23 protein-coding genes and 2 pseudogenes are annotated in these 22,050 nt (G+C 71.1%); 7 read left to right on the top strand and 18 right to left on the bottom strand.

The genetic code is table 11. The features are described 5' to 3' along the window. Window positions 1-84 precede the first annotated feature (84 nt). From ACZ466_RS14240 to cds1, 4 genes are all read right to left on the bottom strand, one after another. A complete protein-coding gene (locus ACZ466_RS14240) occupies window positions 85-447 on the bottom strand; it encodes a hypothetical protein (RefSeq protein WP_378280716.1) in 363 nt (120 codons plus the stop codon). Window positions 448-507: 60 nt separating this feature from the next. Beyond that, entirely contained in the window at window positions 508-1,011 is a 504-nt protein-coding gene (locus ACZ466_RS14235) for a DoxX family protein (RefSeq protein ID WP_378280717.1), read from the bottom strand. Between the two features lie 32 nt (window positions 1,012-1,043). Next, window positions 1,044-1,709 carry an NAD(P)-dependent oxidoreductase gene (locus tag ACZ466_RS14230; RefSeq protein ID WP_378280718.1) on the bottom strand — a complete coding sequence of 222 codons (666 nt, stop codon included), beginning with the start codon at window positions 1,707-1,709 and terminating at the stop codon, window positions 1,044-1,046. Window positions 1,710-2,320: 611 nt separating this feature from the next. Continuing rightward, window positions 2,321-3,418 carry an L-cysteine desulfhydrase Cds1 gene (cds1, locus tag ACZ466_RS14225; RefSeq protein ID WP_378280719.1) on the bottom strand — a complete coding sequence of 366 codons (1,098 nt, stop codon included), beginning with the start codon at window positions 3,416-3,418 and terminating at the stop codon, window positions 2,321-2,323. Window positions 3,419-3,492: 74 nt separating this feature from the next. Between cds1 and ACZ466_RS14220 the strand changes: the two genes are divergently transcribed. Beyond that, entirely contained in the window at window positions 3,493-4,446 is a 954-nt protein-coding gene (locus ACZ466_RS14220; RefSeq protein WP_378280720.1) for a hypothetical protein, read from the top strand. Here ACZ466_RS14220 and ACZ466_RS14215 read toward each other — a convergent pair. From ACZ466_RS14215 to ACZ466_RS14200, 4 genes and pseudogenes are all read right to left on the bottom strand, one after another. Beyond that, the gene (locus ACZ466_RS14215; RefSeq protein WP_378280721.1) at window positions 4,443-5,687 is read right to left on the bottom strand and encodes a HEAT repeat domain-containing protein; all 1,245 of its coding nucleotides are present in this window, start codon (window positions 5,685-5,687) and stop codon (window positions 4,443-4,445) included. The two genes, ACZ466_RS14220 and ACZ466_RS14215, sit on opposite strands and share 4 nt — an antisense overlap. Before the next feature lie 38 nt (window positions 5,688-5,725). Then, window positions 5,726-5,977, bottom strand: a complete 252-nt coding sequence (locus ACZ466_RS14210; RefSeq protein WP_378280722.1) for a hypothetical protein — start codon at window positions 5,975-5,977, stop codon at window positions 5,726-5,728. 56 nt (window positions 5,978-6,033) lie between these two features. After that, window positions 6,034-6,258, bottom strand: a pseudogene (locus ACZ466_RS14205) (hydroxymethylbilane synthase); the annotation flags it as partial. A 74-nt stretch (window positions 6,259-6,332) separates the two neighbouring features. Then, a pseudogene (locus ACZ466_RS14200) lies at window positions 6,333-6,641 on the bottom strand (hydroxymethylbilane synthase); the annotation flags it as partial. 223 nt (window positions 6,642-6,864) lie between these two features. Here ACZ466_RS14200 and ACZ466_RS14195 point away from each other — a divergent pair. Beyond that, window positions 6,865-7,479: a UTRA domain-containing protein gene (locus ACZ466_RS14195; protein ID WP_378280723.1), complete on the top strand. Its 615-nt coding sequence runs from the start codon at window positions 6,865-6,867 to the stop codon at window positions 7,477-7,479. A gap of 1 nt (window position 7,480) precedes the next feature. Then, window positions 7,481-8,089 carry a Uma2 family endonuclease gene (locus tag ACZ466_RS14190; RefSeq protein WP_464043632.1) on the top strand — a complete coding sequence of 203 codons (609 nt, stop codon included), beginning with the start codon at window positions 7,481-7,483 and terminating at the stop codon, window positions 8,087-8,089. On the opposite strand, the gene ACZ466_RS14185 is transcribed toward ACZ466_RS14190, so the two are convergent. Then, complete coding sequence (locus tag ACZ466_RS14185) at window positions 8,043-8,861, bottom strand: alpha/beta fold hydrolase (protein ID WP_378280725.1); 819 nt, start codon at window positions 8,859-8,861, stop codon at window positions 8,043-8,045. The two genes, ACZ466_RS14190 and ACZ466_RS14185, sit on opposite strands and share 47 nt — an antisense overlap. A 70-nt stretch (window positions 8,862-8,931) precedes the next feature. Next, window positions 8,932-10,464 carry an ATP-dependent DNA ligase gene (locus tag ACZ466_RS14180; protein ID WP_378280726.1) on the bottom strand — a complete coding sequence of 511 codons (1,533 nt, stop codon included), beginning with the start codon at window positions 10,462-10,464 and terminating at the stop codon, window positions 8,932-8,934. Between the two features lie 249 nt (window positions 10,465-10,713). Here ACZ466_RS14180 and ACZ466_RS14175 point away from each other — a divergent pair, with 249 nt between their 5' ends. After that, on the top strand, window positions 10,714-11,328 hold the full coding sequence (locus tag ACZ466_RS14175; protein ID WP_378280727.1) for a hypothetical protein: 615 nt from the start codon (window positions 10,714-10,716) through the stop codon (window positions 11,326-11,328). Between the two features lie 390 nt (window positions 11,329-11,718). Then, window positions 11,719-12,432 (top strand): 4'-phosphopantetheinyl transferase family protein, encoded by a 714-nt coding sequence (locus ACZ466_RS14170; RefSeq protein ID WP_378280728.1) that lies wholly within the window; start codon window positions 11,719-11,721, stop codon window positions 12,430-12,432. A 16-nt stretch (window positions 12,433-12,448) separates the two neighbouring features. Here ACZ466_RS14170 and ACZ466_RS14165 read toward each other — a convergent pair whose 3' ends face one another. Beyond that, window positions 12,449-13,315, bottom strand: coding sequence for an SDR family NAD(P)-dependent oxidoreductase (locus ACZ466_RS14165; protein ID WP_378280729.1), 867 nt, complete (start codon window positions 13,313-13,315; stop codon window positions 12,449-12,451). A gap of 160 nt (window positions 13,316-13,475) precedes the next feature. Beyond that, window positions 13,476-14,591 carry a ferritin-like domain-containing protein gene (locus ACZ466_RS14160; protein WP_378280730.1) on the bottom strand — a complete coding sequence of 372 codons (1,116 nt, stop codon included), beginning with the start codon at window positions 14,589-14,591 and terminating at the stop codon, window positions 13,476-13,478. Window positions 14,592-14,695: 104 nt separating this feature from the next. Here ACZ466_RS14160 and ACZ466_RS14155 point away from each other — a divergent pair, with 104 nt between their 5' ends. Further along, the gene (locus ACZ466_RS14155) at window positions 14,696-15,400 is read left to right on the top strand and encodes a TetR/AcrR family transcriptional regulator (RefSeq protein ID WP_378280731.1); all 705 of its coding nucleotides are present in this window, start codon (window positions 14,696-14,698) and stop codon (window positions 15,398-15,400) included. Here the strand turns inward: ACZ466_RS14155 and ACZ466_RS14150 are convergent. Then, window positions 15,324-15,986 carry a TetR/AcrR family transcriptional regulator gene (locus ACZ466_RS14150; protein ID WP_378280732.1) on the bottom strand — a complete coding sequence of 221 codons (663 nt, stop codon included), beginning with the start codon at window positions 15,984-15,986 and terminating at the stop codon, window positions 15,324-15,326. The two genes, ACZ466_RS14155 and ACZ466_RS14150, sit on opposite strands and share 77 nt — an antisense overlap. Window positions 15,987-16,068: 82 nt before the next feature. On the opposite strand from ACZ466_RS14150, the gene ACZ466_RS14145 reads away from it, so the two are divergent. Then, window positions 16,069-17,529, top strand: a complete 1,461-nt coding sequence (locus tag ACZ466_RS14145; RefSeq protein ID WP_378280733.1) for a flavin-containing monooxygenase — start codon at window positions 16,069-16,071, stop codon at window positions 17,527-17,529. 13 nt (window positions 17,530-17,542) lie between these two features. On the opposite strand, the gene ACZ466_RS14140 is transcribed toward ACZ466_RS14145, so the two are convergent. The 5 genes from ACZ466_RS14140 to ACZ466_RS14120 form a co-directional block, all read right to left on the bottom strand. After that, window positions 17,543-18,193, bottom strand: coding sequence for a TetR/AcrR family transcriptional regulator (locus tag ACZ466_RS14140; RefSeq protein ID WP_378280734.1), 651 nt, complete (start codon window positions 18,191-18,193; stop codon window positions 17,543-17,545). Between the two features lie 19 nt (window positions 18,194-18,212). Then, the gene (locus ACZ466_RS14135) at window positions 18,213-19,613 is read right to left on the bottom strand and encodes a zinc ribbon domain-containing protein (protein ID WP_378280735.1); all 1,401 of its coding nucleotides are present in this window, start codon (window positions 19,611-19,613) and stop codon (window positions 18,213-18,215) included. A gap of 127 nt (window positions 19,614-19,740) precedes the next feature. After that, on the bottom strand, window positions 19,741-20,370 hold the full coding sequence (locus ACZ466_RS14130; RefSeq protein WP_378280736.1) for a TetR/AcrR family transcriptional regulator: 630 nt from the start codon (window positions 20,368-20,370) through the stop codon (window positions 19,741-19,743). Between the two features lie 62 nt (window positions 20,371-20,432). Beyond that, window positions 20,433-21,320 carry a cell envelope integrity TolA family protein gene (locus ACZ466_RS14125; RefSeq protein WP_378280737.1) on the bottom strand — a complete coding sequence of 296 codons (888 nt, stop codon included), beginning with the start codon at window positions 21,318-21,320 and terminating at the stop codon, window positions 20,433-20,435. Between the two features lie 100 nt (window positions 21,321-21,420). Then, the gene (locus tag ACZ466_RS14120; RefSeq protein ID WP_378280738.1) at window positions 21,421-21,933 is read right to left on the bottom strand and encodes a MarR family winged helix-turn-helix transcriptional regulator; all 513 of its coding nucleotides are present in this window, start codon (window positions 21,931-21,933) and stop codon (window positions 21,421-21,423) included. Between the last annotated feature and the right edge of the window lie 117 nt (window positions 21,934-22,050).

Raw genomic sequence — 22,050 nt, 5'->3', positions numbered from 1 at the left:
CCGGTCGGCACGGTTCGCCGGCCGGATGCGCGTTCTCCGGTGCTCTCAGTCACCCGCTCGGGCCCACGGGCGGATCAGCGGCGGTCACCACGAGCCGTGGGCGGGTGACCAGAAGATCGCCACCCCGATGTCGATGACGCCCAGGACGAGCAGCGCGGCCCACAGCCGGGTCGCGATCTGCTCGCGCCGCAGGTTCGCGAGCGTCAGTACGAGGATGAGGACGCCGATGCCGAGCTTCACCGCGATCTTCGCGATATCGAGGTCACCGCCGTCCGCCTGGATGACGGCGGTGAGGGCGACTCCGCTGACGACGGCGACGCCGGCTCCGTCACGCACCGGCCCGGTGATCATCTTTGTCGCCTGCGACCGCTGGGCGATCAGAGCGCCGACGAAGGCGACGAAGCCGAGTACATGCAGCAGCAACAGGATGAGGCGGACGGCTTGCATGCGCTTCTCCTTGGGGGGCGGTCGTGCGTGGTTCTCGTCCCGCGACTGAAGGGACGCCGGTCACGCCGCCGTCATCGCTTCCCGTCCGTCCTCTTCCTTGGCGGGTTGCGTGGCCCTGGTCAGGAAGACGATGTTGACGATGACCGCGGGCACGAGGACGAACAGGATCGGGACGAGCACGTCCTCGGACACCGAGGGCGCCGTGGCCAGCTCGTCCCACCGGGCGATCGCGATCGTCGCCGCGAGCGACGCCCACAACGCGGTCTCGAGAGTGGCGAGCCATTCCCGGGCGCGCAGGTGGAAGCCGCTGGCCATCAGCGAGATGACCGCGATCCCGACGGCGGCGAGCGGGGTGGTCCATTCGAACCGGTCGATCAGCAGCGGGACGACGAGGGCGACGGCTCCGAGGACCTCGGTGACGCCGATGATGACGGTCATGATTCGCGGTACCTGGTCGAAACCGACCCAGCGGTCGATGCCCCTGCCGGCGACCTTGGGCAGCCCGGCGGCGAAGAAGAAGAGCGCGAGGAAGCTCTGGGCGATCCAAACGGTGCTGTTGAACACGGATTGTCTCCTGGAGATCTGGTCGGTGCGGGTCAGTAGGAAACGCTGATGGCCTTCTTGAAGGTCGCCGGATCCTCGAGGGCGCGGACCATGAAGTGGGCGACATCGGGGCGGCCGATGCGAAGACCACGGCGTACGTTGCGTTCGAGGGCGGTCCGGTAGGTGCCGGTCAGCGGCCGGTCGACGAGGAATGTCAGACGTACGGCGGTCCAGTCGAGGTCGCTGGCGCGCAGGAGATCCTCCATCAGCGCGAAGTCGACGAAGCTGTATCCGAGTGCTCGCCGGGCCAGCGGGGTGGCGAAGTACCGGTTGTACCAACCGGCGCCCGGCTCGCGCTTCGGTGGATTCGGACGGTCCGGTGTGCGCGCCGTGGACACGCCGGCGCCGCTGACGGTCAGGGTGCGCCGGCAGCCGGCACGTCGCATGGCCGTGACGATGGCCGTGGTCCCCGGCGTGACGACGCCGTACTCGCGCTTGTCGCGGGGCCCTAGGCAGGAGATGACGGCGTCGGCCTTCATGACGGCGCGGCCGAGTTCGTCGAGGTCGGGATCGGTGAGGTCGACGGCGACCGCGTCCACGTCGCGGTGCAGGTTGGCGGGCGTCCGGACGGCCGCGGTGACGGTGTGCCCGGAGTCCAGTGCCTGGTCGAGGACGTGGCGGCCGACGCGTCCCGTGGCTCCGACGACCGTGACATGCATGACGACACTCCAAGGAGGGCTCGGGGCGGCCAGGTGGCCACCTCATCAGTACGCGTACGACTTTATATGAGTTGGATAGTATCTGAATCCCCGAATATATGAATCTCGTTGCGAACCGGCGCCGACGCTCTGCGCCGAGTGCACGCTGGGCGATCCCAGGCCACCGGACGGATGGCGCTGGCCGTAGGAGGGGCCGGACCCGCGCGTCGCCCTTGGCGAGACGGGCGGCCTGCACCTCATCGACGCCGAGATCGACGGCTTCACGGCCTTCCGGGGCGCCGCGCCGACCGCCGATGCCGGTCGCCCGGCGGGCCGTCGACAACCGGCAGCCCGGCGACATCGCCACGGGTATCGACTCGTTCGGCAGGTGGGACCCCAGGCCCCGTCCGATCCCTGGGTAGGGCGGCCGTACCGCCAGGCAGCGCGGAGGAGCCGTCGTCTCCTCACGACGACCTGCTTGTTGTGGTTGACGTGGGTGGCGCGCCGGGCCTCACGGCGGGCACGCCTCTTCGGCCGCCGCGGCTCCACCGGATCGGTGGCCGTCCAGGGACGCCTTACAACCCATCTCCAAGGCTCGGAAGCAGCCTGGGCCGCGTCCACCTAAAGATCGATCACCGGGGCGCGGGGGCCTCGCCCGTCTTGTGGAAGGTGCGCAGCGCCTCCACGTACGGGCCGACCGCGAGGCCCTGCCCGGCGAGCCACGCGTCCGACCCGTAGGTGCGGGCGTACCGCTCACCGCCGTCGCAGATCAGCGTGACCACGCTGCCGCGCTCGCCGCGCTCCAGCATCTCCGCGACCAGCTCCGCCACGCCCCACATGTTGGTCCCGGTCGACCCGCCCACGCTCCGGCCCGTCACCTCCCGCGTCCACCGCATCGCCGCGATCGACGCCGCGTCCGGCACCTGGATCATCCGGTCGATCACCGTGGGCAGGAACGACGGCTCCACCCGGGGCCGCCCGATCCCCTCGATCCGCGACCCCGCCGCGGTACGGTCCCGGTCGCCGTCCTCGAACGCGCCGAAGAACGCCGAACCCTCCGGGTCGACCACCGCGACCCGGGTCCCGAACCTCCGGTAGCGCGCGTACCGGCCGATGGTGGCGGACGTCCCGCCCGTCCCGGCGCCGACCACGATCCAGGACGGCTCGGGGAACCGCTCCAGCCGCAACTGCTCGAAGATCGACTCGGCGATGTTGTTGTTGCCGCGCCAGTCCGTCGCCCGCTCGGCGTAGGTGAACTGGTCCATGAAGTGCCCGCCGCACTCCTCCGCCAGCCGCCGCGACTCGGCGTAGATCGCCGACGGGTCGGCCACCAGATGGCACCGCCCGCCGTAGAACTCGATCAGCTCGATCTTCTCCAGGCTGGTGCGCTCCGGCATCACCGCCACGAACGGCAGCCCCACCAGCCGCGCGAAGTACGCCTCGCTGACCGCCGTGGACCCGCTGGACGCCTCGATGATGGTGGTGCCCTCCCGGATCCAGCCGTTCGCCAGCCCGTACAGGAACAGCGACCGCGCCAGCCGGTGCTTCAGCGACCCGGTCGGGTGCACCGACTCGTCCTTCAGGTACAGGTCGATGCCCCATTCGGGCGGTAGCGGGAAGACGTGCAGGTGGGTGTCGGCGCTGCGGTTGGCGTCGGCCTCGACCTTGCGGATGGCCTCGGCGATCCATTCCCGGCATCCCGGGTCGCACCGGTCCACGAAACGGCCCATGCCCCGTCCCCCTTCGTTCGCCCTCACGATATCCACGCATGTCACAAGGCATCATGGGATGGTCAGGGGGTTCGTTGTCCGAGTTCTTCTCCGTGCGCGTGGCCGATGCCGGGCGCCTGCCGCTGTTCGCCTTCTTCGTCTCCTTCATCGTCACGTTCGTGCTGACCCGCGTCAACGTGCGGCTGATCCGCGCGGACGTCCGCTGGTGGTTCCGCAACGTCAAGGCGGGCGACCTGCACATCCACCATGTCGTGTTCGGCGTCGTCCTCATGCTGGTCGGCGGCGTGATGGGATTCGCCGTCCCGGACGCCTACCAGGGGTTCGTCATCACCGCCGCCGTCATCTTCGGCGCGGGCGCCGCCCTGGTGCTGGACGAGTTCGCGCTGATCCTGCACCTCAGCGACGTCTACTGGACGGAGAAGGGGCGCGCGTCCGTCGACGCCGTCTTCGTCGCGATCGCCGTGACCGGCCTGCTCCTCCTCGGCATCCGGCCGGTCGGGTTCGAGGGCCTCGAACCCGACCCCGACGGCACCCTCAGCCGCCCGCTGCTGATCGCCGTCTACGCCGGGTCGCTGACCGTCAACCTGATCCTGGCCGTCCTCACCCTGCTCAAGGGCAAGATCTGGACCGGCCTGGCGGGGCTGTTCCTGCCCCTCCTGCTGGTGATCGGAGCCATCCGCGTTGCCCGTCCCGGCTCGCCGTGGGCCCGCTGGCAGTACGAACCGGGCTCGCGCAAGGCCCGGTCGGCGGAATGGCACGAGGAACGCTTCCGCCGCCCGCTGATCAGGGCCAAGATCTGGATCCAGGAGTTCATCGCGGGCCGCCACGACCTGATCCCGCCCGAACTCCTGCACCGCAGGCCGTCCACCCGCCGCCGCGCCGCCCGCAGGGCCCCGTTCAACGCCGCCCGCCCCCGCAGGACCACGCTCGCGCGGGGCGAGCGCCGCCCCCTGCGCTCCGCCGTCCGGGGCCGCTCGCCCCGCCGGGGGACCCGCTCATGGAAACCCCGCCCGCCACGCGACGACTAGTCGAACCCCGCGTATTCGCGCAGCGCCGCGCGATCCTCGGGCAGCCCCCACGTATTGAGCAGCCGACGGAAGCCGGGCCCCTCCCAGACCTCCGGGGGCTGCCCGGCCAGGGCCAGGACGGTCTCGCGCTGCTCGTCGTCCAGGTCCTCGAACGGCTCGGGCTCGTCCGCGACCTGCGTGACGTCCTCGACGATCCCGAAGGCCAGCGCCAGCGCCGCCGCGGCCATCGCCGCCCGCCACGCCGGCGGGCCGTCCCGCAGCCCCGCCAGGGCGTTGCCGAGCGAGCCGTCCTCCACCCCGCACCCCTCCAGGAGCCCCATGATGTCTTCGGTGTTCCGCGACGAGACGATCGTGCTGAAGGGATTCGGCAAGCCGCCGTCACCCCAGTAGGCGGTGGCGGCGGCGTGCGCGATGGCGCCCACCACCGTCTCGTCCACCTCGTCCAGGGCGATGAGCGCCACGGCCGCCGCCAGCCGGTGGAACAGGTCGCCGTACAGGAAGTCGCGGAACAGCGGCACGGCCGGGCGGTGCCCCAGCAGACCGAGCGCGCTGATCAGCTCGCTGATGACGAGATCGTCGGTCTCCCGGTCGAGCAGCCCGTCCAGCATCGGCACCGACTCGGCCGCCTCCTCCGGAAACCACGCCAGCAGCCGCACCACCCCTGCGCGCACGGCGGAGTCCTGGTCGTCCAACAGCGGGCGCAGCGCGGGGACACCCGCCCGGACGGCGTCGTAGACCTCGAGTTCGATCTCCAACCGCCGCAGCTCCGCGACGGGGTCGAACTTCTCCTGCCGCCGCTTCCGCCACGACCGCATGACCTCGTCGGACGCCTCGTCCACCCAGGTGTCGAGCCGCCGGCGCTGCTCCTCGGGGTCGGTGGCGCGGCGGTACTCCATGTCGGCACGCCACGCCGCGGCGTCGATCCCGCGGGGGAGATGGTCGGACGCGTAGCCGGTCACCAGGGCTTCGAGCAGGAACAGGATCTGCTCGCGGTCGCGCGTGGCGGGATCGGCGGCCAGCCGCACCAGGAACCGGGCCGCCGGGACGCTCGCCGGGTACCGGGTGCCCTGGTGCCAGATGCTGTGCCAGAGCCCCTCGTCCATGGCCGCCTTGCGTTCATCGGCCGACTCGGACCGCAGCGCCCGCAACGCCTCCGGAACCTTCTCCGCCGAACCGTAGGCGTGCCCCAACCCCGCCCAGTCGATGTCGTCCAACCCGTCCAGCGGACCGCTCCCACTCATGCCGAGCCACTCTTGCACCCGCCACCGACAGCCGGGCCCTAGCACGAAACCCCGTCGATCAACCCACGAGCCCCTTCCCGCACCAACTCCTCCGCCACGAGCACCCCCAACGCCACCGCCTCACCGGCCTCCGCTCGACCCTCGGCCCGCACGACCCGGGCGCCGTCCTGGGTGAAGACCATCCCGCGGAGGCGCAACCGCCCATCGCCCTCCAGCCGCGCATGCCCGGCGATGGGGCTGTTGCATGCCCCTGGAGCCCGCGCAGCATGGCCCGCTCGGCGTTCACGCACTGCCGCGTCTCGGCGTGGTCCAGCAGTCGCACCAGGTTCACGACCCCTGGATCGGAGCGGCGGCAGTCCACGGCCAGTACTCCTGCCCCGACGGCCGGGACGATGTCCAGCGCCTCGCCCGGCCGCTCGATCCCCAGCCGCGTCAGGCTCGCCCGCGCGAGCACGATGGAGTCGAACTCCTCCCCGGCGTCCAGCCGCCCGAGCCGCGAGTTGACGTTCCCCCGCAGGAACTCGATCCGCAGATCAGAACGGATCCGCCAAAGCTGGGCTCGCCTGCGCACCGCCGACGCCCCCCCCGCGCACCGGGGGTCAGCCCGCCCAGAGACCCGGCTCCGCCCCCGGCCGGGAACACCATCACATCGGACGTGTCGTCCCGCTCCAGGTAGGCCGCGAACTCTAGCCCCTCCGGGCGAGGCTCGTCCCCGGGAACGTCCTTGAGGCAGTGCACCGCCACATCGACCCGCTCCTCCACCAGCGCCCGGTCGATCTCGCGCATGAACGCGCCTTTGCCGCCCAGCGCCTCCAGGCGCCCCCGATGCCGATCACCCGACGTCTGGATCCCGACCACCTCGATGCGTACACCGGCCAGCCGTTCGAGCCGCTCGGCGACCCCGCGAGCCTGCGCCATCGCCAGCGGCGATGTCCGAGTCCCCACCCGCAGCATCCGCGCCCTCCTCCCGCACGCCCTCCACGTCCATCCTGTCGCCCCACCTCACCGAGCGGGACACGGGGCCGCCGTCAGGACGTGTCCGCTGCCACAAACCTCGTGCGGGTTCGTCACTAGGCTTCACCGCGTCAACCCGATGCGAGGAGGCGGACACGTGGGGTCGGCTCGATGCGACGAGACCGCCGGTGGCCTGCGTCGCCCTGCGCATCGCAAGACGATCATGAGAACGGACGTGGTCAGGCGCAACACCAGGCACGTGAAGGACGGGCGGGAAACTGCGGGCGGGTACAGCTTTCCCGCCGCCATGGGCAACGAGTTGTGGGTTCATCACGGCAAGCCGCAGGTCGGCAAGGCGCCCATTGCGGACGCCAGGCTCGCGCACATGCTGAACGTGCCGGTCGGTGATCTGGTCATGAGACGGCTGCGCGTGACCGGCCCCGAAGGCGAGCCCGCCTTCCAGATCTCCACGACCTGGATCCACCCGAGGATCACCGCTGAGACGCCGGAGGTCGAAGAACCCTTCGGCACGGGACCGGGGGCCTGGATCGACGCGATCGAGGCGATGGGCCACGGTCCCTTGGAGTGGCTGGAACGCCGCCGCGTGCGCATGCCGACCGTTGATGAGGCCCGGCTCCTGCTCATCCCCGTCGAACTGCCCGTCTGGGAAATCGTCCGTACCAGTTACAGCGCGAAGGACGAGAACGCCGTCGATGTCACCCAGGTCGTCATCCCCGGCGACCGGATGGAGGAGGTCTCCCGCCTGCGGCGCGACGCGTCCGCCCGTTGGCCGCACCAGGACGACGGCCCGGACGGGCCGCCGATCGCCCCGCGGTGACATGCGAGTACGTATGCCGGCGCCGACGCTTCGGTTGCCGTCCGGTGACACCTGGACTCGGGCAGAGTACGAGGCGTTGCCCGACGACCTTCCGGTACGCGTCGGGGTCGTCTACGGAGAACTTGTCGTGAAGCCGCGGCCTCGCCCGATCCAGCGGCGCGTCGCGCGGCGTCTGGCGACCCGGCTCGAGGACGCGGCTCCTGTTGGTTGGCAGGTTGACGCCGACGTGGACGTTCTCCTGGATGACGACGAGGTGGAGCCGGTCGAACTCGCCCCCGACGTCGTCGTCTACTCCAGCGACCACGATCCCTATGAGCGGCCCATCTCCGCAGACCTGGTCACGCTTGTCGTCGAGGTGGTGTCGCCGTTCAGCAGGCGGGTGCGGCCGTCCCTGTACGCGGAGGCGGGGATTCGGCACTACTGGCGGGTGGAGACCGACCAGACCGCACCGGCGTTCGCGATCTACAGCTACGAACTCGACGATGCCACCGGCCTGTACGTCGCGACCGGTGTGCACCACGATCGCATTGCCGTCACCTTGCCGTTCGAGCTCGACATCGAGCTCAAGGGTGTTCGCGAGCCTCGAAGAAGGCGGCGAGCGGGTCGATGAGTTTTGGGCGTGCTCTGTTGAGGCCGTCGTGGCCGCTACGGGGAAGCCGCAGGGTACGGGCCTGGGGGAGGACGCGAGCCAGCGCCTCATTGCTTTCGGCGTAGTAGGGGGCGCTGTTGGCGCCGCAGACCAGCAGCATGGCGGCGGTGATTCCCGCCCACTGTTCGGCGGGGCCGTCATGGCGCAGTATCTGGTCGCCTTCGTCCAGGGTCAGCGGCAGCAGTTCGCCCATGGTCCGCCCGATCCGGGTGCGCATGAAGGCGCGGATGACGGCGACCTGGATGCGGAGCGGAAGCTTCGAAGCCGCCATCTGGGGGTTGATACCGGAACTGACGATCGCGAGGGCTCGCGCGGTGTCGCCGTCCCGCGACGCCTCCTTCGCGGCCTCCATCCAGTGGGCGGGGAAACTGCCGTCGATGGAGATCGCCGCGTCGTAGAGCGCGAGCCGGTCGATCGGCAGCCGGAGTGCCGCCTTCAGCGCGATGAAGCCGCCTGAGCTGTGCCCGATGACGTTGCCCGTCCGGGTGTGCTCCATGACGGCCGCGAGGTCGTCGATGTCCTGCTCGATGGTGTGGGGCTGTGACGCGGGCGGGGCGTCGGCCCGTCCCCGGCGGTTGTAGAGGTGGACGGTGAACCGGTCGGCCAGCGCCGAGGCGAGCCGGCGGTAGTCGTCGATGGTGACCCCGCCCCCGTGCACCACCACGATGCCTGGTCCGCTGCCGGTGGAACGCACCGTGATGTCGGCGCCGTCGCGTGCCCTGATCCGCTTCATGGCCGGCCCTTCAGGTAAACCGCAAACGATGTTCGCAGTTTATCGTTGGCCGAGGTGCACCCCCCCGGATCTAGGGGGTTTCGTGGATGCCGCCTCCTAGGTCGAGGACGGTTTGGAGGGTGTCGGCTTCGGAGGCGGGCTTGTCTTCGCGGTAGCGGAGGACGCGGGCGAAGCGGAGGGCTATTCCGGCGGGGTAGCGGGGGCTGCGCTGGATGCCGTCGAAGGCGATCTCGACGACCAGTTCGGGCTTGACGTGGACGGTCCAGCCGTCGTCCTTGACGGCCAGGGCGCGCAGCTTCTCGGTCTGCCAGGCCAGGAGCTTGTCGGTGAGGCCCTTGAAGGTCTTGCCGAGCATGACGAACTCGCCGGTGCCGGGGTCGCGGGCGCCGAGGTGGAGGTTGGACAGGAGGCCGCGGCGGCGGCCGTGGCCCCATTCGACGGCCAGGACGACCAGGTCGAGGGTGTGGCGGGGCTTGACCTTGATCCAGCCGGCGCCGCGGCGGCCGGCGGTGTACGGGGTGCCGGGGGACTTGACCAGGACGCCCTCGTGGCCGCGGGCGACGGCGTCGGTGAAGAAGGCGGCGGCCTCGGCGGGGTCGGCGGTGACGATGCGGGGCATGCGCAGCTCTTCGGGGACGGCGCGGGCGAGGGCCGCGTGCCGTTCGGCGCCGGGACGGTCGAGGAGGTCCTCCCCGTCGAGGTGCAGGACGTCGAAGAGGAAGAGCGAGAGCGGGACGGTGTTTGTACGCGCCGTGCGGGTGGCGGTGCGGGCGGAGGTGACCTGGAAGGGGTGCGGGGAGCCGTCGAAGCGCAGGGCGATCAGCTCGCCGTCGAGGACGGCGTCGCGGACGGGAAGGCCGCGCAGGGCCTCGACGACCTCGGGGAGGCGGGCGGTGATGTCGTCGAGCGTGCGGGTGAACACCGAGATGCCCGAGGGGCGGATGTGGATCTGGGCGCGGATGCCGTCGAGCTTCCATTCCACGGCGGCCTCGCCGTCGAGTTTGGCGTACGCCTCGTCGATGGAGGGGGCGGAGGCGGCGAGCATCGGCTTGATCGGGCGGCCGACCTCGAGGGTGAAGGCGCTCAGGCCGGCGGCGCCGTCGGTGAGGGCGGCGGTGGCGACGGGGCCGAGGGAGCCGCGGAGCATGACGGCGCGGCGGACGTCGGCGGCGGGGACGCCGGCGGCCTTGGCGGTGGCCTCGGCCATGACGCCGTCGAGGGCGCCCTGCCGCAGTTCGCCGGACAGCAGGCGGATGAGGAAGTCCTGTTCGGCGTGGGTGGCGCGGGCCATGAGGGCGGTGAGGAGGTCGCGGCGGCGGGCGACGGAGCCCTTGCCGGACACGGCGCCGATCTCGCTGAACGCGGTGTGCACCTCGGGGACGGTGAGGGCGGGCTCGGCGGCGGGCGGGGGGAGGTCGCGGAAGGAGGCGTAGCCCACGCCGATCTGCCGCTGCGGGAGCTCGCCGGAGAGGTAGGCGACGACGATGGCGGCCTCGCCGGGGCCGGCGTCGCGGAGGCAGTCGGCGAGCAGGCCGGTCTTGGCCTTGCGGGACGTGGTCGCGGCCACCGCGGCCGAGGTGCGGGCGATCTCCGTGAGCAGCACAGTATCCATTGTGTTCCCCGGGTCGGACAGTTGATGTTCGCGGGCGGGGAAGTCAAGATCTCTGTCTTCGGGGATGACCTTTGATCCCCTTGGGGGCCCTGGCCAGGTGGCGCCCGGGCCGATTACCTTGCCTGTGGTAGTGGGCGAACAGGGGAGTCAGGAGTGGGCCTTCCGCGTGCGCCGGAACCCTTCCAGAGGGAGTATTCGGCTCCGGAGCCGCCGGCGCCGGTCCGCAGGCCGAGGGTGGTGGTGGCGGCGCTGGTGGCGGTGGTCGCGTTCGCGCTGGCCGCCGGTGCGGTGTTCCTGTTCTTCCCCGGTGGCGAGGGGGAGCGTACGCAGCGGGCCGCCGTCCCGCCGGCGGAGGAGCCGGAGCGGCCGGAGACGATCTCGACGCTGCCGCCGCCGTGCGGAGGCGTCCAGGCGGGGACGGTGCGGAGCCTGATTCCCGGGGCGCAGCGCCGGGAGAGTTCCAACCAGACCCTCACGAGCTGCACGTATACGGCGGGAGGCGGGTTCCGCTGGCTGAGGGTGGAGGCGCACCTGTACGCGCCGGCCAACACCTCGACCCCGGTGGAGGACGCCCAGCGCTACTTCGGGGCGCAGTGGACGCAGGCCCACAACTCGACGTTGGAGCGGACGGTGAGCCTGGCCCGGCATCCGGGGCTGGGCGACGAGGCGTACCGGTGGTTCACGGCCACCCGGGGCCAGCCGACGGTGGTGGGTCAGGTGACCGTGCGGGTGCGGAACGTGGTGGTCACCGTGAGCTACAGCGAGGAGACCCGCGGCGCCGCGGAGAAGCGCGAGCAGGACTGCCTCGGGCGGGCGACCCGGGTGGCGGGAGAAGTGTTGCGCGCCTTCCGCTAAAGCAATTCTGACCTGATTTGGCCGATCAGTACATGGTGGAAGTCAATCGATCCTAGGCTGTTTCGGTAAAGGGGAGGGACGCGCCGGTTCCCGGGTCGGGATCGTGATGGGGTCCGGCGTGTGCGTCAGGGGAGGAGGAGGTCGACGACGTGGCCGCACAGCCGGTAGGAGTGTCCTGGGTCTAGTGACTTCCGAGGTGAGGGCCGCGGGGTGGACTGCCATCCCGCGGCCTTTTCGTTGTCCGCGGGGGTCCATTGCCGGTTCTGTCGGGGTGTCCGATTCGATGTCCGAAGCCTCCTTAATTGGCGCGCCATTGGCGCTCGCCAGAATAATGCCGAACATGTCATCGGCTAATGTGACGGTCGGGGTCGTCGTCGAATGGAGCGAAAAGTGGAACCGGTTACCGTGTGGTGGGCCTCGCTCGGCCGGTGGGCGGCCCGGGACGCGGCGCGGGCGGGCCTCGCGGAACTGCTGGACCCGTCCGAACGCACCCGCCGCGCCCGGTATCTGCGGGACGCCGACCGCGACCGCTTCACCCTCGGGGTCGCGATCACCAGGGTGGTCGCCGGGCGGCGGTCCGGGCTGCCCCCGGAACGGGTTCCCATCACCCGCCGGTGCCGCGACTGCGACGAGCCGCACGGCCCGCCCGCCATCGCCGGGGGCCCGCACCTGTCGGTCTCGCACTCGGGCGACCTGGTCGCCGTCGCGGTGTCGCCGTACGGCCCGCTCGGCGTGGACGTGGAGGAGGACAGCGGCCGCATCGGCGACGACATCGCCCGCCACCTGCTCGCCGGCGACGAGCCGCGCGCCGCCGGCGGCGCCGGGCTCCTCGCCTACTGGACGCGCAAGGAGGCCCTCCTGAAGGCCACCGGGGACGGCCTGCGGGTGCCGCTCGCCGACCTGCACGTCTCCGCGCCGCACGAGCCGCCGAGCCTGCGCGCCTGGGACGGCCGCCCGGACCTCCCCGCCCGCATGGCCATGCGCGTTCTCGACGCCGCGCCCGGCCACGCCGCCTGCCTCGCGCTGCTCGACCACCCCGAAGGGGTGCCCGTGCGGGAGCGCGACGCCGACGAGATCCTCAGGCAGGCGGCGGACCGGATCTGATCGCTCCGGCCCGGCGTCAGCGCAGCGGGGCGGGGACCCGGGCGAGCAGCCGCAGCGAACCGGGGGAGATCCGCGACATCGCGTGGATCAGGTGGCCCTCGAGATTGACGGGAACGACCGGCTTGTTCTTGACGATGGCCGCGACGACGCGTTCGGCGACCTTCTCCGGCGGGTAGCGGCGGGCCTGGAGCGCCCGGTCGCCGCGCTCGCGCAGCCGCCGCGCCTCGTCCCCGGACACGCCGACGAGCGTGGCGTTCCGCACGATGGAGGTGCCGACGAACCCCGGGCAGACGGCGGTGACGCCGATCCGCGACCCGGCCAGCTCGGCGCGCAGGCACGCGCTGAGCATCACCACCGCCGCCTTGGTGGTGCTGTAGGCGGGCAGCTCGCGGGACGGGGCGAACCCGGCGGCCGAGGCGATGTTCACGATGTGCCCGCCGAAGTTGGGCTTGTCGGGCTTGGTGGGCAGGGCGCGCACCCGGTCGACCATCTGCTTCCCGAACAGCCGGGAGCCGTGCACGACGCCCCACAGGTTGACGCCGATGATGCGCTCCCAGTCCTCGACGCCGGTGTCGAGGAACGGTCCGGCGACGGCGATGCCCGCGTTGTTGACGACGATGTCGGGCACCCGGCGGGACTCGCGCACCTCGGCCGCGAAGGACTCCATCGCGGCGGCGTCGGACACGTCGACCTCGAAGGCGGCGGCGCCGTCCGAGCCCAGCGTCCTGGCGAGCTCGGCGGTGCGCTCGGCGGCGGGCAGGTCGATGTCGGCGGCGACGACGGTCGCGCCGCGCTCGGCCAGGGCCAGCGTGATGGCGCGGCCCAGCCCGCTGCCGGCTCCGGTGATGACGGCGAGCGCGCCGTCGAAGTGCGCGAGGGGCATGGCTGCCTCCGGGGGGACGGGGACGTCACGGGGGCGGCTCGGGCGAGCGTCCCCGGTCGGGCGTGCCTCCAGATCGTGGGGGGCGGGGGCGCCGCGCGTCAACGAGGCGCCCCGGTGCGGGCCGAGGCCCGCGGCCGGAACAGGACGCCCGCCGGGTCCCCTAGGCGGACGCGGTGCCGGCCTCGGCGGCGATGACCGCGTCCACCTCGGCCTTGCGCGCGGCCTCCTCGACCGCGAACCGCTCGGCGTCCAGCTTCTCGGCGATCTCCTCGTCCTGTCCCATCAGCGCGTCCAGGTCGCCCTTGGACGCCTCCAGCACGCCCATCTCGTCGAAGGTCGCGCGGATGCGGTCGCTCCACAGGCCGATGTCCTTGACGCACGGGACGATCCGGCTGAACAGCAGGCCCTGGAACATCCGCATGTAGGGGGAGTTCTCCACCATCTCGTCGACCTCGGCCGGGTCGATGCCGAAGTTGGTCCAGATCTCCCGGCCGCGGATGCGGTCGCGCATCAGGTGGCAGCCCTCGATGACGAACTCCTCGCGCTCCTTGAGTTCGGGCGCCGACAGCTGGGCGTAGTAGTCGCGCAGCGCCATCCGCCCGAACGCGACGTGCCTGGCCTCGTCCTGCATCACGTACGCCAGGATCTGCTTGGGCAGCGGCTTGGTGGTGATGTCGCGGATGACGCCGAACGCTGCCAGCGCCAGGCCCTCGATGAGGACCTGCATGCCGAGGTAGGGCATGTCCCAGCGGGTGTCGGAGAGCGTCTCGTTCAGCAGGTCCTGCAGCTTGGTGTTGATCGGGTAGACCATGCCGATCTTCTCCTGGAGGAACCTGGAGAACAGTTCGACGTGGCGGGCCTCGTCCATGGTCTGGGTGGCGGAGTAGAACTTGGCGTCCAGGTCGGGCACCGACTCCACGATCCGGGCGGCGGTGATCATGGCGCCCTGCTCGCCGTGCACGAACTGGGAGAACTGCCAGGAAGCGGAGTGCCGGCGCAGCTCGCCGCGCTCGCGGACGCTCATCCGGTCCCAGTGGCGGGTGCCGTAGACGGCGAGGGACTGGTCGGGGACGCCCAGCACGTCGTGCGGGTCCACCTCCAGGTCCCAGTCGATGCGCTTGGCCGAGTCCCACTGCCGGTCCTTGCCCTTCTGGTAGAGGGCCAGCAGCCGGTCGCGGCCGTCGTCGTACTCCCAGGTGAACCGGGCGTCCCCGGTCAGGGGGATGTCGTAGGTGGACGCGGGGACGGGCTCGGTGTAGAGGTCATGGGTCGACACGAGCACCCCTTCGGCGGGTCGACGTACGTTGTACGTCTTACGTACACTGTACGTACCGTGTCACGCGCCACTGATCGGTGTCAACGGTGTGAGGAAGGGGCCCGATGGCCGACGAGAAGCGCCCCGTCCCGGAGGTGCGCCCGGCCCTGACGCGCGACCGGATCGTGCAGGCGGCGGTCGGGCTCATCGAGCGCGACGGCGCCGACGCCCTGTCCATGCGGGCGGTCGCGGCCGGCCTGGGCGTGGCGGTGATGTCCCTCTACAACCACGTGCCCAACAAGGCGGCGCTGCTGGAGGGCGTGGCCGAGCACGTGGTCGCGGGCATGGACCTGGACGCCGGTCCCGGCGAGGACTGGCAGGCGTCCGCCCGGACGCTGGTGCGCGCCTTCCGCAAGGTCGCGCACGACTACCCGCGCTGCATGACGATCGTGCTCACCCACAAGATCGACACCCCGGTGGCGGTGCGGCCCGCCGAGCGGGCGCTGGCGCTGGCCGACGCCGCCGGGTTCGACGGCCCCACCGCGGTCCGGATCATGCGGGCGCTGCTGGCGTACGCGCTGGGCGCGCAGATGCGCGAGGTCGGCGCGGTGAAGCTGCTGGACCGGCTGTCGCAGGCGTCCGCCGACTACTACGCCGGGCTCGACCCGGAGCGGTTCCCGCGCGTGATCGCGCTGGCGCCGGAGCTGGCCCGGCTGGACCCGGAGGCCGACTTCGAGTTCGGCCTCGACCTGCTCATCCAGGCGCTGGACGGCCTTCCCCGTCGCCCGGCCCCGGATCCGGGGCCGGGGTGTGGGTCAGGTACGGGCTGAGGCCGCTCCAGCAGAAGTCGGTCATGTAGCGGGCCGCGTCCTCCACGGTCACGCCGGGCCGCCGGGTGCGCCACAGCGACAGCCGCTCGGACGCGCCGATGATGATCTCGGTGTGGGCCTCCAGCACGTCGGCCGGGACCCCGGCGGCGAACGTGGCGAGCACCCCGGCGATCAGCGTGCTCTGCTGCCGCCGGATGTCCTCGATCGCCTGGGCGGTCTCCGGCGGGCCGGCCACCGGCTCGCTCACCAGCATCGCGAACGAGCGGCTGTGGGAGTCGATGAAGGAGAAGTAGGCGACCATGCCGCGCCACAGCACGTCGCGCGGGTCGGTGGCCCCGGCGACCGCCTTCTGCGTGACCTCGTGCAACTCGGCCTGCGAGCGGGCGACGCACGCCAGCAGCAGGCCGTCCTTGGAGCCGAAGTACTCGTACAGCATCGGCTTGGAGACCCCGCAGCGCTCGGCGATCTCGTCCATGGACGTGGCGCGGTAGCCGCGCTCGCCGAAGACCTGCTCGGCCACGTCCAGCATCTGGCGCTCGCGCTCGGCGCGCGACATGCGGCGGCGGCGCGGTGTGGCGGCGCTCACAGGGGTTTCTCCCTTGTTGGACCTATCGTCAGTAGCCTACTGCTAGTAACTTACTACGAGTAGCTTACGTGGAAGGGACGCCATGAGCGAGAGTTCCCCCAGGATCGCCATCGTCGGCTCCGGCTTCGCCGGGCTGGGCATGGGCATCCAGCTGAAGCGCAACGGCTTCGACGACTTCGTCATCCTGGAGAAGAGCCAGGCCCTCGGCGGCACGTGGCACGACAACACCTACCCCGGGTGCGCGTGCGACGTCCCCTCCCACATGTACTCCTTCTCCTTCGAGCTCAACCCCGGCTGGACGCGGATGTTCGCCCCGCAGCCGGAGATCCGCGACTACCTGGAGCGCACCGCCGACAAGTACGGCGTCCGCGACCACATCCGCTTCGGCGCCGCCGTCGAGTCCATGGAGTACGACGAGGACGCGGCCGTGTGGGTCGTGACGCTGGCCGGCGGCGGCGTGCTGAGGCCCAGGGCCGTCGTCTCCGGGGTCGGCGCGCTGCACATCCCCTCCTACCCCGACCTGCCCGGCATTGAGCGCTTCCAGGGCACCGCCTTCCACTCGGCCGAGTGGGACCACTCCTACGACTTCACCGGCAAGCGCGTCGCCGTCATCGGCACCGGCGCGTCGGCGATCCAGTTCGTCCCGAAACTGGCCGACCAGGTCGACCGCATGGTGGTGTTCCAGCGCACCCCGCCGTGGATCCAGCCCAAGCCCGACGTCGCCATCCCCAAGGCGGTGCGCGGCACGTTCGCGAAGGTCCCGGGCACGACCCGCGCGTTCCGCGACCTCATCTACTGGGGCCTGGAGGCCCGCGCGGTCGGCTTCACCATCGACCCGCGCCTGTCCGGCCCCCAGGACAGGCTGGCCCGCGGGCACATCGCCCGGCAGATCAAGGACCCCGAGCTGCGCGCCAAGGTGACGCCCGACTACACCATCGGCTGCAAGCGCGTCCTGCTGTCCAACGACTACTACCCGGCCCTCGCCCGTCCCCACGTCGAGGTCGAGACCACCGGGATCACCGAGGTCCGCGAGCACTCCGTCGTCACCGCCGACGGCCGCGAGCACGAGGTCGACGCCATCGTCTACGGCACCGGCTTCAAGGTCGTCGACGCCATGGCCGACTGGCGGATCACCGGCCGCGGCGGCGTCAAGATCCAGGAGGCGTGGGCGGACGGCATCGAGGCCCACCACGGCACCACCCTGCCCGGCTTCCCGAACCTCTTCATGATGCTGGGCCCCAACACCGGGCTCGGCCACAACTCCGTCGTCTTCATGATCGAGATCCAGATCCAGCACGTGCTGAGCCTGCTCCGGCAGATGCAGCGGCGGAACGCGCGGACCGTCGAGCCCAGGCCGGAGGCGGTGCGCGCCTACAACGACCGGATGCACCGCAGGCTGCGCCGGGCGGTGTGGACCGAGGGCGGCTGCGACAGCTGGTACCTGGACGAGAACGGCGTCAACCGCAGCCTGTGGCCCGGCCACACCTTCGAGTTCTGGGCGGGCAGCCGCAAGGCCAGGCCCGGCGACTACATCTTCGCCTGACCGCTCCGCGGCACTAGGACTTGACCGGCGCGAACATCGGGCGGATGCCCGCGATCAGCTGCCGGATCACCGGCCGCTGCTCGGCCGGCGTGCGGCCCCGCAGGTTCAGCACCGGGTCGAGACCGTCGTAGTACGGCGCCAGCGCCAGGAACGGCAGCGTCACCAGCAGCAGCGTCGCCAGCACGTCCAGGTCGGCGTCCGCGCGGATGTCGCCGCGCTCCTGCCACAGCTGCAGCGACGGGTGGATGACCTGCAGGTAGTGCTGGTTCGCGGTGTCGCGCACCACCGACCGCACGTTGTTGTCGAGCTCGAAGTTCGTCGCCGCCGTCACCGCGCGCTCCAGCGGGTGCTCGGCCATGTACTCCGTCCACTCGCAGAACACGTCGAACAGCCAGCCCTCGAAGGACTGCTCGAAGTCCAGGACGGCGATCCGCCGCTCCATGTCCTCGCGGATCCGGCGCGAGGCCTCGTCGCAGACGAACGCGAAGAACTCCAGCTTGTCGCTGAAGTACTGGAACAGCGATCCCTTGGCGATGCCTGCCTCGCGGGCGATGGTGTTCAGGCTGCCGGTGGAGTAACCGTGCTCGCCGAACTCGCGCATCGCCACCTCGAGCACGCGCTCGCGCTTACCGACGTTGAGCCGGAACCACGTGGAGGTTGGCATGGGACGTCTGCTCTGCTTCCTATTCCTTGAGCATTGCTGCTCGGATCGGATATTTCGCTCTCCGCGCCGGGGCGCTGGAGTCCTGGACCGGCAGTCTGGTCCGGAGGCGATCACGTTCCTGGAGGAGTTCCCTGACCCGTTCGTACCGGGTGTGGAGGGTGATGGCGGGATCCCCGTCTCGTTCCAGGATGTTGACCGCAGCCGCATGGTCGGCGTGCCACACCTTCCCGCACTGGGGGCAGTGAAGCCGGTCCCCTTTGCGGTCACCAAGGACGGTGCAGCACGGGGCGACTTGTGAGGTGTAGGCCGCGTTGACCAGCGTCAGCGCAGAACCTCTGCGCTCCGCCACGCTCGACAGCGCCTCGGCCGTGACGCCCTTGGTCCAGGCGGCGAGGCGGCGATTGGTGTTCCTGCCCAGCTTCTTGCGGGACACGAAAGGCCGGGTGAGGTCTTCGGCCACCACGTGGTCGGCCTTGTCCACGACGGCGTGGACGGCGGTGAAGGTGACCGTGCGGACACGGGACTCGAACCGGCGGCGGCGCCTGTCCCGCTTGACCGTGCCGAGGTTGCCGGCCCAGATCCGGTCGGCCTTGGCGTGGTTTCCGGCCTTGCGGGCCTTGTCGGCGATGGCCCGGATCTGGGCCCGCCGGGCGTTGGTGACCTTGAGGTGGTCGGACTCGCCGCGCAGCAGGGCGCCCAGCTCGGCGCCGTGATGGGTGCCGTCGGAATCGGTGAGGGCTTCGGTGTAGCCCTTGTCCACCCCGACCTTGCCGGTCCCGCATGGGCGATCCTCGCGCAGGTCGGGGGCGTGGATGGCGTAATGCACCTCGACCAGGCCGCCGCGCAGGATCAGCCGCAGCGTGCCGGTGGGGGCGACCGAGGTGTTCAGCGGGATCGCGATCTTCTGACGGCGCTGCAGGCCGGGCACGTCGATCCACACGTTCCCGTCGGCCATGGTCCAGACGTTGTACTGGTCGGAGCGCACCACGATCTGGTTCGCGGTCCGGCTGACCCCGTGACGCACGTGCCGGCGCATCTGCCGGGCCAGGAATGCCTCGTCCTGCCAGCGGCCGTGCCTGAGGGCGGCGTATGCCTTCTTTCGGGTGGCTTCGTCCCGGTAGCGGCGGTGCACGGCCTTGCGGACCTTGACCTTCCCGGCCTCGCGGCAGGCGGCGATGTCGGCCATCGCGTCGCGGACGGTTTCCTTCCACGCGTTGGCCGGCACACCGAAACCGCTGGCGGTGCCGTCCCGCATCCACTCATCGCGGACCTCCCGGTCCTTGACCCCGTCACGCACCGGCGACCCGTACCGGGCCCACACCATCGCCCGCACACGACCCAGACGCCTGGCCTGCTCGACCAGGCGGGCGTATTTGGATGCGTTGAGGTTCCGGCTGTAGGCGATACGGGTGACCTTCATCGGCCACTGCCGGTCAGTTTCAGGGCGTCTCGGTCCATGGGTGTCGTCCGGGGTGTCAGGTGGGAGGTCAGAGACCTGCGGATCAACGGTCAGAGAGTAGCGGTAGCGGCGGCGGGCGGGGGCGGAATCAGCGGGCCAGGCGGATCAGGATGCGGCACACCTCGTCGATGATCTCATGCGCCCCGTCCGCGTCCGGGGCCAGTGCGATCTCCCGGCCCGCCTCGCCGATCACGGTGGTGAGCACCAGCGACAGCACCTCGGTCGCGCGCTCGCCGTCATGGCCGCGCAGCAGCCTGGTGTTCTGCCCGATCCACTGGCGCGCCCGGGTGCGGCGCATCAGCGAGAACCCGGACGGGCCCTCGCCGCCGTGGAACAGCCGCGCCGCCGTCCGGCGCTCCCAGCAGACCTCCAGGTACGCGCGCGCCCCCGCGATGAACAGCCCGATCGGCTCGCCCTCCCCTGCCTTGCGGGCGGCGGCGACCGCGCTGGCGGCCCGCGCCTCCTGCTCGTCGCTGAGTTCCTCCCACAGCGCCAGGTAGAGGCCCGCCTTGCCGCCGTAGTGGTGGTAGAGGCTGCCGACGCTGATCCCGGAGCGCTCGACGATCTCGGCGATGCCCGCGTCGCCGTACCCGCGGTCGGCGAAGACCTCCTGGGCCGCGCCCAGCAGCGCCTGCCGGGTCGCGTCCGCCCTCGCCCACTGGCGGCTGCCGCCCGCCTCTCCCACGCCGCCGGCCTGGCGGTCTCTGCTCGTTCGCACCCCAACATGGTGCCCGATCCCCGGCGGGGACGAGCCGACCGGCACGTCCCGTCGCGCCGGCCCTAGTACCAGTTGTGGGACTGCCAGAAGGCCCAGGCGCGGCACGGGTCCTTGTAGCGGGCCTTGATGTAGCTCAGCCCCCACGCGATCTGGGTCGGGGAACTGGTGCGCCAGTCCGACCCCGCGGTCGCCAGCTTGGACGCCGGCAGCGCCTGCGGAATGCCGTAGGCGCCACTGGAGGGGTTCTCGGCGCGCTCGTTCCAGTCGCTCTCGTGGTCCCACAGCGTCTCCAGGGACGGCCAGCAGCGGCCCCATCCCTTGAGCTCGTTCATCTTCTTGCCGTACGCCTTGTTCTGCTTGGCGGTGGGGTTGGACTTGGCGAGGCGCTCGCGCTCCTGCTCGGCCTTCAGCTTCGCCCGCGCCTGCGCGTCCCGCTCCGCCTTCTTCTTCAGCTCGGCGAGGTCGCGCTGGTGCTGCTCGTACGCCCGCTTCTTGGCGGCCGCGATCGCCCCGGCGGAGACGGCGTCCATGTCGGAGCCGCTCATCATCGCCAGCATGTCGTTGGCCGACAGACCCGCGGCGGCGCCGGGGGGCTCGCTCTTCTCCCCGGTCAGCTCCTCCAGGTCGATCAGCACCACACCGGCCATGATCACGCCGAGGGCGACCACGGTGATGGTGACGTTGCTGGTGAGGATCCGGCGCAGCCTGCGGGGACGGCGCTCGTCCCGCCGGGGCGGGGGCCCGGGGTCACGCGGCCGCCGGCCGCGGCGGGAATCCCCGTCGTCGCCGTACGGCTCGTACGGCTCGTCTAGGCCGTAGGGGTCGTCGTACGCCCCGTGGGTGTCTCGGGGGGACGGCGCGGGCCTGGGCGCGCGTCTGTCACGCCGACGTGAGCCGCCGCGCTTCTGCGACGCGGAGGACCTTCTGCGCGTGCCGTGACTCTGGGGCATGGAAGTAGAGTGCCTTATCACCGGTGAACTGTCGCCGTCCATCACGGTGTACGCGGGCGGGGTCACGCTCGGTTCAACAAACCCCCGGCGGCCCCGCCGCTCACAGGTCCATGTCGCCGGCCGCGTGGCGGGCGGGCTGCAGCGCCTCGAACACGTCCTGGTGGAACTCGGCGAACACCCCCATGGGCCCGTCGGGGGATTCCAGCGCCCGGTTGGTCTCGGCGGCGAGGTCCCGTCCCGCGTCGGTGATCTCCACCAGCGTGGCGCGGCGGTCGCGCGGGTGCGGGTGGCGGTGGACGAGACCGGCCGCCTCCAGCTGGTCGACGGTCAGCTTCACCGACGTGGGGTGCATCATCACCAGCCGGCTCAGCACGCTGAGCGGCGCGCGGCCGTCGCTCTTCAGCGCCAGCGTGGTCAGGAGGAAGTAGCCGGTCCTGGTGAGGCCGAGCCGTTTCAGCTCGGCGTCCAGGGCCTTCTTGAGGAGCTGGTCGAAGCGGCTGACCGCGCACAGGGTCATGAACGGCCACGGATTTCCGGGCAGCCCCCGGTCCTCCCAGCGGTCATGGACGCCGGCCACGAGCGGGTCTACGCAGTCACGCGCGGAAGTGGGCACGCACAAATCGTAACTTCGGACGAATCCCCATGTAAGTACTCGCTTCTTAGAGCTTTGTCCCATAGAGTGCTCCAGATCACAGGCGCTGCCGGGTGTTCGAGAGATCCGTGGCACCGC

It is taken from the genome of Actinomadura rugatobispora (assembly GCF_055379765.1).
The sequence above is the reverse complement of the archived record's forward strand: the minus strand, read 5'-3'. Positions and strand labels throughout refer to the sequence as shown.